This window comes from Streptomyces sp. NPDC001027 (genome assembly GCF_040299045.1).
Classification (GTDB): Bacteria; Actinomycetota; Actinomycetes; order Streptomycetales; family Streptomycetaceae; genus Streptomyces.
In genome coordinates, this window is sequence record NZ_JBEPBI010000019.1 from 54783 (window position 1) to 72187 (window position 17405).

General features: G+C 69.7%; 13 protein-coding genes and 1 CRISPR repeat array. Of the genes, 4 read left to right on the top strand and 9 right to left on the bottom strand.

Features of this window, described 5'->3' with window-relative positions:
- The first annotated feature begins 12 nt into the window (after window positions 1-12).
- The 4 genes from ABT300_RS09050 to ABT300_RS09065 are packed head-to-tail and all read left to right on the top strand — an operon-like array spanning window position 13 to window position 2782.
- Window positions 13-357, top strand: coding sequence for a transposase (locus ABT300_RS09050; protein ID WP_351673594.1), 345 nt, complete (start codon window positions 13-15; stop codon window positions 355-357).
- Window positions 354-1097 (top strand): IS3 family transposase, encoded by a 744-nt coding sequence (locus ABT300_RS09055; RefSeq protein ID WP_351673596.1) that lies wholly within the window; start codon window positions 354-356, stop codon window positions 1095-1097. Before ABT300_RS09050 ends, ABT300_RS09055 begins: the two co-directional genes overlap by 4 nt.
- A 19-nt stretch (window positions 1098-1116) precedes the next feature.
- Entirely contained in the window at window positions 1117-2466 is a 1350-nt protein-coding gene (locus ABT300_RS09060; protein WP_502977900.1) for an IS30 family transposase, read from the top strand.
- The gene (locus tag ABT300_RS09065) at window positions 2447-2782 is read left to right on the top strand and encodes an integrase core domain-containing protein (protein ID WP_351673598.1); all 336 of its coding nucleotides are present in this window, start codon (window positions 2447-2449) and stop codon (window positions 2780-2782) included. Before ABT300_RS09060 ends, ABT300_RS09065 begins: the two co-directional genes overlap by 20 nt.
- Before the next feature lie 323 nt (window positions 2783-3105).
- On the opposite strand, the gene ABT300_RS09070 is transcribed toward ABT300_RS09065, so the two are convergent.
- The 9 genes from ABT300_RS09070 to cas3 form a co-directional block, all read right to left on the bottom strand.
- On the bottom strand, window positions 3106-4080 hold the full coding sequence (locus tag ABT300_RS09070) for an endonuclease/exonuclease/phosphatase family protein (RefSeq protein WP_351673600.1): 975 nt from the start codon (window positions 4078-4080) through the stop codon (window positions 3106-3108).
- Window positions 4081-4387: 307 nt separating this feature from the next.
- Window positions 4388-4705 (bottom strand): type I-E CRISPR-associated endoribonuclease Cas2e, encoded by a 318-nt coding sequence (gene cas2e / locus ABT300_RS09075; RefSeq protein WP_351673602.1) that lies wholly within the window; start codon window positions 4703-4705, stop codon window positions 4388-4390.
- Window positions 4705-5646 carry a type I-E CRISPR-associated endonuclease Cas1e gene (gene cas1e, locus ABT300_RS09080; RefSeq protein WP_351673620.1) on the bottom strand — a complete coding sequence of 314 codons (942 nt, stop codon included), beginning with the start codon at window positions 5644-5646 and terminating at the stop codon, window positions 4705-4707. Before cas1e ends, cas2e begins: the two co-directional genes overlap by 1 nt.
- Before the next feature lie 56 nt (window positions 5647-5702).
- Window positions 5703-6353: a type I-E CRISPR-associated protein Cas6/Cse3/CasE gene (gene cas6e / locus ABT300_RS09085; RefSeq protein ID WP_351673604.1), complete on the bottom strand. Its 651-nt coding sequence runs from the start codon at window positions 6351-6353 to the stop codon at window positions 5703-5705.
- Window positions 6350-7120, bottom strand: a complete 771-nt coding sequence (gene cas5e / locus ABT300_RS09090) for a type I-E CRISPR-associated protein Cas5/CasD (RefSeq protein ID WP_351673606.1) — start codon at window positions 7118-7120, stop codon at window positions 6350-6352. The genes cas6e and cas5e overlap by 4 nt, the downstream gene beginning before the upstream one ends.
- On the bottom strand, window positions 7117-8244 hold the full coding sequence (cas7e, locus tag ABT300_RS09095; protein ID WP_351673608.1) for a type I-E CRISPR-associated protein Cas7/Cse4/CasC: 1128 nt from the start codon (window positions 8242-8244) through the stop codon (window positions 7117-7119). Before cas7e ends, cas5e begins: the two co-directional genes overlap by 4 nt.
- Window positions 8241-8879, bottom strand: a complete 639-nt coding sequence (casB, locus tag ABT300_RS09100; RefSeq protein WP_351673610.1) for a type I-E CRISPR-associated protein Cse2/CasB — start codon at window positions 8877-8879, stop codon at window positions 8241-8243. The genes cas7e and casB overlap by 4 nt, the downstream gene beginning before the upstream one ends.
- A 66-nt stretch (window positions 8880-8945) precedes the next feature.
- A complete protein-coding gene (gene casA / locus ABT300_RS09105; RefSeq protein ID WP_351673613.1) occupies window positions 8946-10625 on the bottom strand; it encodes a type I-E CRISPR-associated protein Cse1/CasA in 1680 nt (559 codons plus the stop codon).
- Between the two features lie 413 nt (window positions 10626-11038).
- Window positions 11039-13888, bottom strand: a complete 2850-nt coding sequence (cas3, locus tag ABT300_RS09110; RefSeq protein WP_351673622.1) for a CRISPR-associated helicase Cas3' — start codon at window positions 13886-13888, stop codon at window positions 11039-11041.
- A 190-nt stretch (window positions 13889-14078) separates the two neighbouring features.
- Window positions 14079-17346: a CRISPR direct-repeat array (repeat unit 29 nt; unit sequence GTCCTCCCCGCCGACGCGGGGGTGTTCCG).
- Window positions 17347-17405: the final 59 nt, after the last annotated feature.

The window sequence follows — 17405 nt, forward strand, 5'->3', positions numbered from 1 at the left end:
AAGTTGGGATTCATGGGGTCCAAGAAGAAGCCGCCGTACGACGATGAGTTCCGTGGGGGTGCGGTGCGCATCGTGGTCGAGACCGGGAGGCCGGCCGGGGAGGTCGCCGAGGAGCTCGGCATCAACCCGGGCACGCTGCACAGCTGGGTGTCGCGGTGGCGGCGCAACGGGACGACGTCCTCGGACCGGCCCGTACAACCGACAGCCGCCAGTGGCGGTGGCGGTCGGGTGCGGGAGGCCGAGCGGGCCGAGCTGGAGCGGCTGCGCAGGGAGATCGGGGAGAAGAACAAGCGGATCCGTGAGCTGGAGATGGAGCGTGATGTCTTCAAGCGATGCATGGCCCTCTGGGTGAAGTGACCGAGAACGCTCCGGAGGCGGTGGTCGCCTTCATCGGTAACCAGAGGGCCGGGCATGGCGTCCCGCACCGGGTGTCCTGCCGGGTGGTCGGGGTGAGCGAGGCGTGGTTCTACAAATGGCGTCGGCGTCCCGACGAGCCGACGAAACGCGAGGTCAGGAGGGCGAGGCTGGAGGAGCGGATCGTCCACTTCTTCACGGAGTCCGGCGGCACCTACGGCTCGCCGAGGATCACCCTGGACCTGTGGGCGGAGGGCTGGCAGGTGTCGGTGAACACCGTCGCGGAGATCATGGCCGAGCTCGGTCTGCAGGGCCGCAAGCCGCCCAGGCGGCGGTCGCTGACCCGGCAGGGCAAGCGGAAGGCCGCCCCTGACCTGGTGAATCGCCGTTTCGACGCGGTCGCCCCGGACGTGCTCTGGTACGGGGACATGACGGAGATCGAGACCGGTGAGGGCAAGATCTATCTGGCCACGGTCATCGATGCGTTCTCGCGCCGTTGCCTCGGCTACGCCATGGGCGAGCATCATGACGCCGCCCTGGTCGGAGCGTCGTTGAAGATGGCCACCGCGACACGTGGCGGCCGGAGGGACGGGACGATCTTCCACAGCGACAGGGGAAGTGAGGGCGGATTCAATCGGTCGTCGCAACACCTTGATTTCGGAGGTGTTCAAGATCGTTACGAGGGACTGGAGCAGGAAGACCGGCGATGCGCCCGCGGGACTTCGGCGGCAGTGGCGTGCTGACCGGGCGCTGAGGCCGGCGATGCGCTCGCCTGGCCGGCCTGATCCGTCGCGGGTGGTGCAGCGGCAGTTCTGGCGGCTGATCGCCACGGGCGTCACGACGGCTGAGGCATCGCTGGCGGTCGGAGTGTCGTGGCCGGTCGGTTCCCGGTGGTTCCGTCACGCTGGCGGCATGGCGCCGATCTCTCTGGCCGAGCCCACCGGCCGCTACCTGAGCTTCGAGGAGCGCGAGGAGATCGCGATTCTGCGCGCCCAGGACAAGGGCGTGCGCGAGATCGCCCGCACGATCGGACGTGACCCAGGAACGATCTCGCGCGAGTTGCGCCGCAACGCCGCCACCCGCAGCGGGAAGCAGACGTACCGGGCCACGGTCGCGCAGTGGAAGGCACAGCAGGCCGCGAAGCGCCCGAAGGCAGCTAGGCTCGCAGGAAACGACAGGTTGCGTGAATACGTACAGGAACGGCTCGCCGGCAGTGTCCGTCGTCCCGACGGCACGATCGTCACCGGGCCCAAGACGCCCGCGTGGAAGGGGCTGAACAAGCCGCACCGCCAGGACAGAAGATGGGCGATGGCGTGGAGCCCGGAGCAGATCTCGCGCCGGCTTCACGTCGACTTCCCCGACGATGAGTCCATGCGCATCAGCCACGAAGCGATCTACCAGGCGCTGTTCATCGAGGGCCGTGGTGCGCTCAAGCGGGAGCTGGTCACGTGTCTGCGTACCGGCCGGGCACTACGCACTCCCCGTGCGCGGTCGCAGAACAAGCCGCAAGGGCATGTCACCGCGGACGTCGTCCTCAGCGAACGCCCCGCCGAGGCAACCGACCGCGCGGTCCCCGGACACTGGGAAGGCGATTTGATCATCGGGACGGGCCGCTCCGCGATCGGCACGCTGGTCGAGCGCAGCAGCCGCTCCACGCTCCTGGTGCACCTGCCTCGGCTCGAAGGCTGGGGCGAGAACCCGCCGGTGAAGAACGGCGCCTCGCTCGGGGGCTATGGCGCGATCGCGATGAACGCGGCGCTCGCCACGTCGATGGCGCAGCTGCCCGAGCAGCTACGCAAGACCCTCACCTGGGACCGCGGGAAGGAACTCTCCGGCCATGCCCAGCTCGCTCTCGATACCGGCACGAAGGTGTTCTTCGCCGATCCGCACTCGCCATGGCAACGACCGACGAACGAGAACACCAACGGGCTGCTGCGTCAGTACTTCCCGAAGGGAACCGACCTCTCCCGGTGGTCGTCCACGGACCTCGAAGCCGTCGCGCTGGCGATCAACAACCGGCCCCGCAAAGTCCTCGGTTGGCGGACACCGACCGAAGTCTTCGAGGAACAGCTACGCTCACTACAACAGCGCGGTGTTGCAACGACCGGTTGAACTCACCGAGTACACGTCAGAGGCGTACAACACCCTGTGTGGCCGCCTGGGCGTGGTGCAGTCCATGGGGCGGGTGGGGTCGGCGCTGGACAACGCCGCCGCGGAGTCGTTCAGCTCGCTGCTCAAGGTCGAGTACATCCACCGGCACCGGTTCGCCACCCGCACCGAGGCCCGCCTGAAGATCGCCACCTGGATCACCGGGTTCTACAACCCACGACGCAGGCACAGCGCGGCCGGCGGCCTGCCGCCGGAGGAGTTCGAACGGACCATCATCGAAGCGCGCAAGAAGAGCGACCAGAGGTGCCAGGCCGCATAGGAAAGGTCTCTACGAAACCAGGGGATTGACACACGCACCTTCCCCTCCGCCGTGCTGGCGTCTCAGCCAGTGCAGCCGGCGGTTTCGGCGAAGGGGGGAACCTCAGGGGCCGCCCATTTATCAGCCCCTGCATGGACAGACGCCGGGCAAGCCCTTCATCCGCAAGGACGTGCCCTGCATCGTGAACTGTATTCAGCGGCCGGTGGGCTCGGGGAAGCGCTGGCGGCGGTCCGGGTCGTCGACGCCGATCTCGTACCAGGACTCACCGATCGATCGCCCCACGTTGCAGATCGCAAACGCAGTCGGACAGGGGCACTGTCCGGTCAGAAGGCGGGGATCGCGAATTCAACCCACATCGGGTAATGATCAGAGATGTGCCACGACAACTCCGTCAGTGTGGCATCGTCTCGGAGTTCGGGCACGAAGTCCACATGGCCGCCCGCGCCTGCTTCCAAGGTCAGTACCGGTCGGCGTTTCTGCCCCTTGGTGAACCAGGCGATCTGGTCGTAGAAGTGCTCCGTTCCAGGGTGGTCGAAGACGGTCCGCGGAAGTCCCGCGAGCTGCGGAGCGGGGACCAGGCCGGTGGAGGTGAACGCCTTGAACAGCGGGTCGTCGGCCCGGTCGATGTTGAAGTCTCCGAGCGCGATGAGGTTGTGGTCCCAGCCGAACTCACGCTCTGCCCAACCGGCCAGCCAGTCGGCGATCGCCTGCAGCTCCGGGATCCGCTCAGCAGCGTCCTCGCCATACAACACGTGGAGCGTGACCAGCGTGAACGTCTGCCCGCGTGAGAGAAAGCTGACCGCGTAGGGGGTGCGGGCGAACTGGCGGTCAAGCCCTCCCGCCGGGATACCCGCATCCTTCTCAATCGGCACCACCAGCTCGCAGGCCAGCCCGGACGGTTTGACCCGCCGCGTGTCGAACAGGAACGCCAGCCGTTCGTCGTTGCCAGCCTTGCCCTCGGTCACGTCGGTGAGGATGAACGCCCAGTCCTCCCCCAGCACCCTCATCAGGTGCCGCAGGGCCCGCAGGTTCCCGCGGACCTCCTGCACCGCAACCACGTCGAACCGGCGCACCACCGCGGCGATCAGGTGCACATCGGCGAAGTTCCGCTTCGGCGAGGCGCCCTCAGGGGTTGTCCAGGCCTTGGTCAAGCCGGAGAACGCCCGCAGGTTCCAGGTCGCGATCCGCAGGCTCGTCCCCGGATTCGGTGGCACCAGCACATCGAGGGCCTCCTCCCAGCGCGAAAGCCGCGCGGCGACCCTCTGCGGCGGCACCAGGACATCCAGTTCCGTCGGCACGTGGGCCTCCCCGTTACAGCTGCTTGTGCATCGAGAGTCGGTGAGACATGAGGCAGCAGGCAATAGCCCATTACGGTGGCAGCCGATCCGTGGAGGGTATGTCGCGCACACCACGAACAGGCACGTCTGAATGGTCAATCGGAAGTGGCTGGTGGGGCATCTCGATAGTCACGGGGAGCAACCGTAGGGGGATCACCACCCTTGGCCGTAAGGGATTTTCACCCAGAAACTCCACCTCGCAGCCTCAGCACGGGGTTGGGAAAAAGCACCCCCCGCGACGGCGGGGAGCGCCTTCGCGACCGGCGATTCATGAACGACTTTGCTCGCTATTTGTCGACTTCACGGCTGCCATTCGGATGAGGGTTAGGCCGTCGAAGTCTTCAGGGACGCGACGGCGGGTTCCTGCGGTGCGGATGGCGTAGCCCTGTTCGGTGGGTGCTGGGTGAATGAGGACGGCTGCTCCGTTGCCGACGGTTTCGGTGACTGCTTGCCAGAGGTGGTCGCGTACGCGCGCGGAGACGGATCCGACGAAGATGCCGGGTACGACTTCGCTGGTCCACCGGCTCAGGGCGCCGCGCAGGTGGTCGGGGACCGCGGTGGTGGCGATGACCAGCATGGAAGGCATCAGGTTCCGCCTGATGCGTAGTTGACTCCGGCTGGCAGGACGCCTGCCTTGGGGTCCCACAGGTGGACCATGTCGACGTCGCGCCGCTCGGAGCGGTCCCCGCCATCTGGGTCGGCGTCGATCTGTGCTGGTGTCAGCAGGGCCTGGAGGTCGTGGACGATGCGTGGAAGCAGGCGCAGGAGGCGGAGGTCTTCGCGGAAGCGGCGGCGTGCCTCCTGTTCGGGGTTGGTGGACTGGTGCAGGGCGAAAGCGAGGGGCAGGGTGGTCTCTGCTTTGTAGAGGTCGGCGATGTCGTAGACGAAGGCATGTTGGGTGCCGGCGTGGACGAAGCCGAGGGCGGGTGACAGGCCCAGGGCGAGCAGGGCTGCGTGGACGATGCCGTACAGGCAGGTATTGGCGGCGGACAGGGCGAGGTTGACGGGGTCCTGGGCGTGCCATTGGTCGGGGTGGTAGGCGCGGCGAAAGCGGCCGATGCCGTGCTGCTGAGCGAGGATCTTGTAGAGGGCTTTCATGCGCTGGCCCTCCATGCCACGCAGCTGCTCCAGGGTGATGGCATCGGGAAGTTCGGTGGCGTCGAAGCGCATGCCGTACATGCGTCTGGCGACGTCGAGGCGCCGGGCGGGCTCTGCCCAGGCTGTGACCTGCTGTTCGAGCCAATGGGTGGTCAGGGAGTCGGGCAGGATGCCGGCGTAGGCGCGGACCCCTCCCGCTCCGGTGCAGACCACGCTGGTGCCGTGGCGGGCCAGAGTGGTCAGGGCAGGGGTGGTGATGGACACGCCTGGGCCGAGCAGCAGGCAGGACAGGGCCGCGGTGGGGAGGTACACGAGGTCGGTGCGGTCGTGGGCGACCTGGATCTGTGCGCATACGCCGGTGTCGTCCTGGACGACGCGGACCATGTCCAGGTAGAGGAACGACAGGGAGTCCGCGACGCGGGGCAGCATGGCCAGCGTGGGCGCGGCCAGGCGTCGGCGTGCCTGGCCGCTCTTGTCGGCGGCGCTCACGCTGCGGCAGCCGGGGCGAGGCTGAGCAGGCCGGCTCCATAGGGTTTGCCGCGGCCGATGCCGTTCAGGACGGCCTGGGTCAGGGCGTCGGGGTCGGTGACGGTGGCGGTGCCGTCGTAGCGGATCAGGCTGTGCCGCATCGGTGGGGCCTGCGGACCTTGGGGGCGTATGGGGGCCACGTTGGTGGGGGTCAGGAGGTGGACGTTCAGGCCGGCGTCGGCGGCGCGGCGAAGCCACCACTGGTCGGCGTCCCCTCCCGAGAGGGGGATGATCTTGCCGCGTTTGTTCTTTTGGTCCTGGGGGAGGCGTTCGCGTTTGGCGGGGTTGAGGACGATGCGGTAGCGGACGGCGAGCCCTTTGCGTAGCGCGGAGAACATAGGTGCCAGGTCTTTGATCTCGGCGTGGCCGTAGCCCGCTGGCAGTAGTGCCGGGTCGAGTTGGGCGGCCTGGACGAGGAGGGTGCTGGCGGTGTCGGTCTCCTCAAGCCGGTACAGCAGTCCGGCTTGCAGGCGTGGAGAGTGGCCCAGGTTGTCGGGGGCCATGCGCATCACGGTGCGGTGCATCTGGGTGGCGTCGCGCAGGTCGCGGTGCACGGCGCGGTGGTGGGGGTTGAGGCGGATGCGGGCGAGGACCGGGTAGTGGTTCATGCGCTTTCCTCGGTGTGGGCGTAGTCGATCAGTCGCCGCATCAGGGTGTGCTGGGGGCCGGCCAGGGTCTGGGGCAGCGGTTCGACGCTTCTGTACAGACGGCGCATGCGGAGGCTGCGGCCGTGCGGGGAGAAGCTGACCGGGATGTCGTTGACGTCGAGGGTGTCGGCCTCGGGCATGCTCGGGGCGGGCGGCGGGTCCTCGCGCAGGAACTCCACATCGATGGTGGCGTCTCCTGGGCCGGCAGGAAGAGTGCGGCTGAGCGGCACGTGGTGGCGCAGTTCGGCTTCGGGGTCTTCGACGTGGCTGCGCAACACGAAGGGCTCGTCGGGCACGCAGGAGCGGCGGCCGAGGTAGGGGGCCCAGTGCGGGCGGCGCAGCGCCTGGGCCATCCGGTTCAGGATTTGGTCGGGTCCGGAGACGGCGACGACGAACACGGCGTCGGCCAAATAGTGGCGTCGGGTGATCACTGCGGCACCCTTGTTGCTGCCGCCGCTGGTGGCGGCGGTGCGTGGTTTGGGCAGGCCGCCGCCGACGGTGTGGTAGTCGATGACACGTACTCCTGGGCGGTCGACACGGACGATGAGGCGTAGGTGGTCGTAGTAGTCGGGAAGGCGGTCGTCGCGGCCGATGCCCTCCGCGGCGGCGAAGAGTCCGATGAGGGCGGAGCGGGTGGGGAAGGGGGCGGTGTCCCGCACGGCGGTGAACGCGGAGCGCTCCCCCCACGATTGCAGGGGTCCGGCCAGGCGCAGCAGGATTGCGCTCACAGTTGTTCTCCGGACTGGGGCAGGGCTGCTTCCAGGGCGGCTTCGATCAGTTCGTCGTAGGAGGCGCATTCCTCGCCCAGCCCGGTGAGGTGTTCGTCGGGGGCGATGGTGGCGTGGCCGTGGAAGCGCCGGCTGCGGTCGCCGGTGAGCCGGTTGATCTCCTGCGCGTAGGAGGCGAGTACCTGGCGGGAGCTGGTCGAGAACCCGCCCCGCAGGTCGGCGGTCACAGGGGTTTCGAACGCGGCGGCCAGGGAGAGCGGCCGGTGTTCGCGCACCGCCAGGTAGGCCAGGTCGGGCAGGGTGTGCGGTGCGGTGCTGTTGCGTTTGGCCTGGGGCAGCGAGAGCAGGAAGTGCTCCGCGAAGGAGGCCAGGACGGTGCGGGCGGCTTTGGTGTCGCCTTCGAGGTTCTTGGCCAGGTCGGTGATGTTGACGGTGGCGTAGCGGTAGAAGACGCCGGCGCTGAACTCGGCGGTGTCCAGGTGGGCGCTTCCGGTTTCGGCCTCGCCCAGCCAGTCGTCGACGGCGGTGAAGTAGTCGCGCTGCGGTTCGGCGGTGTGGGTGGTGAAGGCGTGGGCGACCTGGGCGGCGCCGTCGACATTGGCGTCGGGCAGTTCTGCGAGCATCCGTCCCAGCAGGCTGATGGAGGCGGTGCGGCGTTTGAGGATCTCCTCGATGCGGGCGGGGGGCAGCAGTTGTCCGGGCTTCTTGCTGTCTTTGCCCTTCTCCAGCGCTTCGCGGTGCTCGGTGCACACTGCGGCCAGCTCGTCGATGGCTGCCTCGGGCAGGAACAGCAGGACTGAGGTGTGTCCTTCCTTCTCTGTGCCGATGCCCTTCTTCCCGGCGCTGGCGGCGACCTGTGATCCGGCGAACTCCGCCAGGTCGGCCGGCCATCCGGTCTTTTCCAGGGCCTGCTTGACCTTGACGGGCACCATGCGGGTTCGGGCGGCTTTCTCGCCCAGATCCTGCTCGACTCCGTGGCGGATGACGCGTTTCCAGGACTGGCTGGAGACCCGGATGCGGGGGGCGTTGCCGTATCGGACCTGTTTGGGAGAGCCGAGATCGTCCCGATTGAGGTTCGCGGCCGGCACGGACTGCAGGGCGCTCAGGTCCAGGTAGAGGGTCATCGCTGGTTCTCCTCGGTCACGTCAGGGGTGTCGGCGCCCAGGTCATCGGGCGCGGTTGGGGCGTTGGTGATACGGAAGTAGCTTTCGAGCCAGGCGGTGGCGATGCGGTCGCGGTCGCGGTTCCACCAAGCCATGTCCTCCAGGAGGACCGCCCAGTCCACGGGGATGCCGCCGGTGAGGAGCTGCCGGGTCAGGGCGGGCAGGCCCGGGTGGACGGCGTCGGCGGACTGCCGCGACATCAGATGCAGGGTGCTCTCGGCGGTCGCCGGCTTCAGGACGCCTTGGGTGACGGCCCGGCCGAGCGTGGCTCCGAGGTTGGCGCGTGCCCGCCGGGCGACGGGCCTCTCGTCGTCTGCCGCAACCGGGGCCGGCAGGTCGCGGGCCGTGCGCGGGCGGGCGGCGATCAGCGCGGCCACCGCGTAGTGGGCCCGCTTGGCATCGGGGTGGGCTTCGGCCGTCCACGGCACGAGGTAGCGGTGCAGGTAGTTGCACCGCTCGACGGGCAGAGCGAGTCCCCGGCGCAGTTCGGCCCTCGTTTGTTTGGACTCGCACAGGTCGAACACGTAGGCCACGAAACGGTCGGAGCCTCGTGGGGGCTTATTCGTCGTCGCGGGCGCCGGATCGGAGAGGGTCATGGCACATCCCTGGTAGAGGGGGAAAGGGTCAGAAGACGCCGTCACGGCCCTGCCGGGCCAGCCAGGTCAGGCCGTGTGCGTAGCGGGCAGCAAGGCGAGCAGAAGGGCGCGGGCGCGGCTGCGGGCGCGCGCCACCCGGATGTCGGCCCGGTTCGCCTGGCCGATCGCCTCGTCCAGCGCGGCCAGCGCTGCCTCGACGAACGGCCGTTCGATGACGGCCGCGGTCTGCACCGGTGCGGCGAGACGCCAGAACTCCCGTTCGGCGGCCGGCCAGTAGCCGGCCAGCGCTGCCGATGCCCAGGGGCCGGGCTTGCGCTGATCGATTCGGACTCTCGCGGTGGGAGAGGGGTCGGCTTGTGCGTCGGTGGCGAGCCGCCAGGCGACCTTCGCGGCGAACTCGAGGCGGGACGCGGTGTCCTCGGCCACGCGGTGACAGCGGCTGACGTGATGCGCCATGGCGGCGTCCGTCTCTTCCTGCCACTGCAGCACGGGCGGGGTCGTCGCCTGGAACCAGACGCTGTCCTTTTGCTGACCGTCCTGCTCGAATCCGTAAGCGCGCACCCGCAGCGAGGGCAGCAGCTGCTTGGGCAGATCCTCAAGGCACGGCGGCCGCTGCGCGCCTTGCGCGCTGTCCTTCAGCAGCAGGGAGTCCAGGTCCCGCCACAGGGCCCGCGCGCCGTCGGCTTCCCGCGGCTGGAGCATGCCGTCCTTGCGGCGGTCGAGGATCTGGTACGGATCACGCGCCTCAGGGGCGGGCTCGTGCGTCGACCAGGTGAGGTAGGCGTCGGTCACCGACCGGCCGTCGGGCGAGGGCACCAGCAGTGCTGCATGGCGAAACCGGCCCGTCAGCAGCCGGCCCGGCCACGTGATGGCAGCCACAGGCTCCAGCGGGGCGTTCAGCTCCGACTCCCAGGGGCAGGCATCTGCCGTTTCCCAGTCCGCTTCGACATTCGGGCCGGGCACTGCCAGCACCAACGTGGTGAACAGTTGCGGCGCCCAGGCGAAGTACGACACCGACTTCCGCAACGGCGCCGCGTCCCCGCTGCCCATGCGCACCGCAGTGATCCGCCGCGGCGTGCACTGGCCGGAGGGGCCGAAGTACAGCTGCGCGATCAGGTGCCACACCGCCTCATGGGCCGGCGCCGCGACCGGCGACACGTCCGTGAAATGCCCGAACAGCACCGCCCCGTTGACGCCCGTCGGGCGTCCCAGCACCAGCTTGTTCACTCCGGAAGGATTCGGCTCGCCGTTCGCGTCCAGGCACTCGGCGGCCAGTCGCGGATCCTGCAGGAACGGCCGCTCTCCGTCGAACAGGTCGAAACGGCCCGTCGGCACCTCGCGGTCGAAGTAGGCGTCCACCGCCTGCGGATCGAACCGGCCGCGCTTGAGGATCCGGCGGCGCAACGCGTGCCAGTCCTCGATGTCCTCCGCGACGCCCGCATCGTCAAGACGCACTCCTGCGTCCTGGCTGATCCGTGCGGTCATCGCGGCCAGAATCCGCAGCAGGCCCGCCGCAGCCGGCGGCACCGGCAGCTCCACATCCGCGATCTCATGCGCGCGCTGAAACAGATCCCGCAGACTCAGCCGCACCGATTCACCTGTCAGCAACCGCACCGGAATCCACGGCTCGTCCCGCAGATCGAACCCCCCACTCACGTCCTCACTCCTTCGTATGAACGCAGTCCAACGCAACACCGCGGCATGGCAACCAGCCCGCAGGCCAATCCCCGGCGTCGTGCCCGACATTGAAGCACCGGCCACTGACAATGGCCCCTAAAACGACCGGGACTTGGACCAGTGGAGCAGTATCGGGACCGTGACGCAGAAGAATGAGGAAGGTGGAAGGCCAGGGGTGGTTTCAGGAGGGGTTTAGGGCTCGCGTGTGGTAGTAACGGAGCGGTATCTTCGCGTCGTCGCTGTCAGGGTGACGGTGCATCAGCCAACCTCGCCCAGTACGGCTGAGCTGAGCTGGGCTGATCGTGCTGCGCCCCGATCCGGCTACGGTTGGAGCGTGCGGCGTGCGGCACTGCTCCTTGCCGCAGCTGAATGCCTGCCTCCCCGCTTCCGTGGGGGTGTTTCCGTGGATGGGCACGGGTGGCTCTGCCCCGCAGATCCTTCCCCGCCGATGTGGGGGCACCGGGCAGAGTCCGGTGCCACGGTTACTGCCGTACAAGCCCGAGGTCCTCGTCCAGGCGCAGTGTCTTGCCACCGACGGCCACTGCACGGGCCGCTCCATCGACGACGGGCTGGTACAGCACACGGACGTCGCCCAGCATCGGATGCTCCGCCCAGGACGCTGGAGGAGCGAGCGCCTGCGGGTCCTCTGCGCGAAACCAGTCGGAGCTCACCGGGATGGTGCGCCGCATCACCGCCCGCACCGCCGACGCGGGCACCTTCTGCCTCGCCCCCAGGTCCGGGATCGGTTCACCGCCGGCGAGGTCGAGCGTCGTTCGCCTGTCGGGGTGTACGTATGCGCACAGCAGTCGCACCGATTTGGCTCCCAGCCGGGTAGCGGTCTCCCACTCGTCCTCCTCGCCCGGCAGGCTGTGCAGCGCGTGCAGGCCCCCCACGCTCCGCACCCGGCAGACAGCTACCAGGCCGGCCTGCCCCCGTTGTGCCAGCTGCTTGCCCTGATGCGCGGTCCAGGCCGCCCTGCGCCCGCTGTCGCCCGTGTCCCAGTCGAAGGATTCCGCCTTGGTTCCGTGCACCGACTCGACCAGTTTCTGCACGTCTTCGGGAATCGAGACGGCATCGTCGGTGATTTCGCTCAGCTTCTCGGAAGTCTTGTCGAGCAGGAACTCGGAGTACACCTCACCCCACTGCCGGGGCACTGCCCCGCCGTCGGACAGCGGGTCCAGCACGACAAGACGCGGCTGTCGCGCCCAGCCCGGGCGGCCGCGGCCACCAGGGTAGCCATTGCGGGACCACCAGTTCTCGTGGCGCCAGCACCGGCCGGCCCGCTGCAGCAGCAAGGCCAGCGGGGCGAGGTCGCTGATGACGACGTCGGCGTCCAGATCGAGGGACTGCTCCACGACCTGCGTGGCCACCACGATGCGGCGCGCTGGCCGCGGTCCCATGCGGCCCATCCCCTGTGTGACCTCGCCCGTCCGCGCCTCGCGCACGTCGCCGGGGAAGCGGGCGTGCAGCAACTGCACCATCCCTGCGTCGGCGTGAGAGCGGTCGTCGAAACGGGCGCGGAGTCTGAGGTACGTCTCCTGCGCGTCCCCGACCGTGTTGCACACCACCAAGGCGGTGCCGCCCTCGGGGCCTGCGGCCACCGGCTCTAGCAGACGCTCGATCACCGCCAGGCGGTCACGGGCCACGCCCGAGCCCCGGACGACCGGCTCCACCGCGACATGCAGCTCCATGCGCCGCTCGACGGCCTGCTCCCGCCGCCGCAGCTCCGAGATCTGCGTCGCGCGGGCGCTGGCGCCGTCCACATACAGCCAGCCCGGATAGGGGGCCGGGAAAGTCCGCTCGCCCAACTCTTTGCGCTTGTGTCCTGCGCCCTGCAGATACTCCTTGATCAGCCCGTCGCTGACCGAAGCCGGCAACGTGGCCGACAGCAGAACGACGGGAACCCCGAAGGCGCCGAGCCAGTTCAGCAACCGACCCAGCAGCACCTGCATATAGGCGTCGTAGGCGTGCGCCTCGTCAACGATGAACGTCTTGCCCGACAGCGCCAGCAGCCGCAGAGCGTTATGACGCACCGGCAACACCGACATCAGCGCCTGATCCACCGTGCCCACCGCGAACTGTGCCAACAGCGGACGCTTGGAACCGCGCAGCCACTGCCTCGGACGGATATCGGCCTGCGCCCGTTGCCGCCCTACCGCGACCTCGTCCCCGTCACAGGTCATCACCTGCTGGCCCGCCTCCAACGACTCGTCCGAGTACGCCGTGTTCAGCCAGGCCATGCTGTGCACCAGAGTCAGGCCCGCCCCCTGGCCGGACTGCCGTGCAAGAGCTTGCGCGATCCGCCCGTACATCTGGTCGCTGGTCGCCATCGTCGGCAGCAAGAACGCGAACCCGTCCGTGCCGGACACACCCGACAGCACCCGCTCCGCCTCCAGAGCAGCCTCGCTCTTGCCGTCCCCCGGAGCAGCCGTCACCAGCAGAATTCCGCCTCCACCCCCGGCTCCCACCGCCGCCGGCAACTCCTCAATGACCGAACGCTGCAACGCATTGGGCCGCCCGTCGATCCCGTACGCCTCAGCGAAATCCCTGCGCCGCAACCACACCGGCACCAACCCGGCATCGGCCACCAGGCCGGCGGCATCCGCACACGAACGCGCGAAGTGCGCCGCCAGCGACACCTCCAGACTCCTCTGCCTTGGCCGCAGATAATCAGCCTGGCTTACCAACCAGTCCGCAAGAATGACCACCCCCGTCACCAGCACCCCGGCAGCCGGCTTGAACGACTCCGGAGCCTCGGGGGAACCCAGCAGCCCGTGCACCGCCGACGCGTGCGCCGCCCGCTGACGCGCCCAGGCCGGTCCGCCCAGAAACGGCGAACCGCCCCCGCCCTCGTTACGGTAGAAGCGGCCGTGATGACCCCCGACGATCTCCGCGACCCGCTCCGCCGCCGCCGTCTCCCCATCGGCGTCGAACCCAAGAACCGCCAGCACGTCCGCGGCCGCCCTCATTCCGGCCGCGTCGTGCCCCAGCCGCTCCGAGCCCATCCACTCGCGGTCCCCGCTCAGGGATGCGGCAAGTCCCTCGCTGCCGTGCCGGGAGCAGAACTGAAACCCCGACAGCTTTCCGATGTCGTGCAGCCCGGCGCACAGCCCCACCACCGCCCGGGCCCTGCCCGGCTCCTCAGTGAAGCCCAAACCCTGCGCGATACAACGCCGTTGCGGGGCCGACAGGTACACATCCCACAGGTGCAGCGCCATAGCAGCGGCGTCGAGCAGATGCCTGACTAGCGGGTACGGAGCAAGCTCTGGATCAAGACCACGGGACTTCCCCCACACCGACTCATCCGGCTCCTCTCCCCCCATAGACGACATGACAGAACCCCTTTCCTGCTCCACCAGCTCACTGTCCCGGTGAACCACGGATCCAAACACACGCCACTGACACCACCCAGGCCCTGTCGACCGACTAAGGTCACAATGTGATCCCGCCTCCACGACATCTCGGACCCACCACCCTGGCAAAACAAAGGCAAAGCCGCCACTAAACCGCAGGTCAGGAAGAGTCCTCCCCGCCGACGCGGGGGTGTTCCGACGACGGACGGCATCGACGCCGACGACGTGGCGTCCTCCCCGCCGACGCGGGGGTGTTCCGGCGAACGGCGTCAAGCTGCCCGGCTACGCGTCGTCCTCCCCGCCGACGCGGGGGTGTTCCGCCGGGGCCAGGGCGAATCCGTGGGCTGTGCGCGTCCTCCCCGCCGACGCGGGGGTGTTCCGCGAGCCGTCCTCGCCCTGCGGCAGGGCGACCGGTCCTCCCCGCCGACGCGGGGGTGTTCCGGCCCACCTGTTCAGGCGAAGGGGGCGTCTGCCGTCCTCCCCGCCGACGCGGGGGTGTTCCGGCGGCCAAGGCCTACACGGGCAAGGGCAGCAGGTCCTCCCCGCCGACGCGGGGGTGTTCCGAAGTACAACACGACCGCGGCCAAGCTGTTCGCGTCCTCCCCGCCGACGCGGGGGTGTTCCGCTGCAGACGGCGGCGGCGTCCGGCTCCCTCACGTCCTCCCCGCCGACGCGGGGGTGTTCCGATGGCCGTCACCGGCAAGGCGCAGCACGTCGGGTCCTCCCCGCCGACGCGGGGGTGTTCCGTGGAGCTGGCGGATCTCGTGCGGTAGCCGGGCGTCCTCCCCGCCGACGCGGGGGTGTTCCGTACTTCGCGGCGCCCGGCTTGCAGACGTGCTCGTCCTCCCCGCCGACGCGGGGGTGTTCCGCGGAGTTCTACCTCGCCTGCGCCACCACCGGAGTCCTCCCCGCCGACGCGGGGGTGTTCCGCACGCCCCGCAGATCCTCGGCGGCGGGCTGCTGTCCTCCCCGCCGACGCGGGGGTGTTCCGGTGGCGGTGCTGCCGTTGATGGCGAGTTGGCCGTCCTCCCCGCCGACGCGGGGGTGTTCCGCCGGCACCGATCAGCACGGCGGGCGCGGCGGCGTCCTCCCCGCCGACGCGGGGGTGTTCCGATGAACTTGAAGGAGCCGCTCGGCGGGATGAGGTCCTCCCCGCCGACGCGGGGGTGTTCCGTCGATCAGCCACAGCTCGAGGCTCCGGCCCCCAGTCCTCCCCGCCGACGCGGGGGTGTTCCAGACCGCCTGGAGCATGCCCACCTTCCGGGTCGCGGTCCTCCCCGCCGACGCGGGGGTGTTCCGCATCCCGTCACCATCACCTACGTGAAGGCCGAGTCCTCCCCGCCGACGCGGGGGTGTTCCGGCGATTCCTTGCTCACGAGGGAGACTCTGCCAGTCCTCCCCGCCGACGCGGGGGTGTTCCGTCAACTGCGCCCCAGCGGGTCCAGGCGGGGGTGTCCTCCCCGCCGACGCGGGGGTGTTCCAGAAGTGCCAGGAGTGCCCGGTGCGGCCGGTCGCGTCCTCCCCGCCGACGCGGGGGTGTTCCGATCACGATGCCCGAAGAGACCGCTTCGGCCATGTCCTCCCCGCCGACGCGGGGGTGTTCCGTACATCGTCAAGCACGGCGACAACCTCTCGGCGTCCTCCCCGCCGACGCGGGGGTGTTCCGTTGTGCGCGAAGGCCAAGACCTACAGCGGGTGGTCCTCCCCGCCGACGCGGGGGTGTTCCGAGGGCACCCAGGGCATCCCTGTGCACGATTTCGTCCTCCCCGCCGACGCGGGGGTGTTCCGACGTCCGCCGGGGGCATGGTGACCTTGTGGTGGTCCTCCCCGCCGACGCGGGGGTGTTCCGGCGTCGACGATGCGATCGATCGCGTCAGGCACGTCCTCCCCGCCGACGCGGGGGTGTTCCGACCTGATGCCGACCATCACCACGGACACCGGAGTCCTCCCCGCCGACGCGGGGGTGTTCCGGCGGACACGGCGGACGCCACCGGGGCGCACTCGTCCTCCCCGCCGACGCGGGGGTGTTCCGCTGCTGACCGCGGCGGCGTCCGGCTCCCTCACGTCCTCCCCGCCGACGCGGGGGTGTTCCGACGATCATGGACGCGGTACCGGCTGCACGCGGGTCCTCCCCGCCGACGCGGGGGTGTTCCGAACATGTGGTGCGCTTGGCTGTATGCGTACGTGTCCTCCCCGCCGACGCGGGGGTGTTCCGACGCCCGGCTGTACGAGCACCAGGAGCACGCGGTCCTCCCCGCCGACGCGGGGGTGTTCCGTACTGGCGAGGCTGGAGGGCGCGAACGCCTGAGTCCTCCCCGCCGACGCGGGGGTGTTCCGTGTTCCGGATCGACGCGCATCACCGGAGTACCGTCCTCCCCGCCGACGCGGGGGTGTTCCGCCGTGCATGTCCCGGCAGACGGCGCTGATCGTGTCCTCCCCGCCGACGCGGGGGTGTTCCTCACCTGCGTAGAGCAGGTTCGGGCCGCGTCGTCGTCCTCCCCGCCGACGCGGGGGTGTTCCGACGACGGCCTGCGTGAACGAGGACAGGGCGACGTCCTCCCCGCCGACGCGGGGGTGTTCCGGCTGCGCCGGCCGCCTTGATGTCGTTGGCCGTGGTCCTCCCCGCCGACGCGGGGGTGTTCCGATCGAGCAGGCGGCTGCGAAGGTCGACGTCCAGTCCTCCCCGCCGACGCGGGGGTGTTCCGACCGTCGCAGCCTTCGTTTCGGCGAAGGACGGGTCCTCCCCGCCGACGCGGGGGTGTTCCGTAGCACACAGGACCTTCACAGCCGGTGACTACGTCCTCCCCGCCGACGCGGGGGTGTTCCGCCGCAGGGCACCTACAGTGCGCCGGAGGACTGGTCCTCCCCGCCGACGCGGGGGTGTTCCGACCAGGTTGCCCGGGCCGATCGTGGGGCTGTAGTCCTCCCCGCCGACGCGGGGGTGTTCCGTCGTCTCGGCCGACCCTGTGGAGCTGACCCCGGTCCTCCCCGCCGACGCGGGGGTGTTCCGCCGCTGTTCGTGACGGAGATCGCCCGGCTTCCGTCCTCCCCGCCGACGCGGGGGTGTTCCGGCGCCCGACGACCCGGCCGTCTGGCCGCGGGCGTCCTCCCCGCCGACGCGGGGGTGTTCCGGCGGACGGCGTGTATCTCGCGCCGACCGACGCGTCCTCCCCGCCGACGCGGGGGTGTTCCGTTCAGCCGGTTCGGCCGCAACCGGCACGGCGTGTCCTCCCCGCCGACGCGGGGGTGTTCCGGTATCGGCAGCGCACCTCGCCGCCGCGGCGCGGTCCTCCCCGCCGACGCGGGGGTGTTCCGGAGCGGCACCAGTCGCCGCTGTCGATGGACGGGTCCTCCCCGCCGACGCGGGGGTGTTCCGGCGCACGACCCGACCACCGGGCGGCCCGTCGGGTCCTCCCCGCCGACGCGGGGGTGTTCCGGCGATGCACGCCACCCGCAGGCCCGAACTCTTGTCCTCCCCGCCGACGCGGGGGTGTTC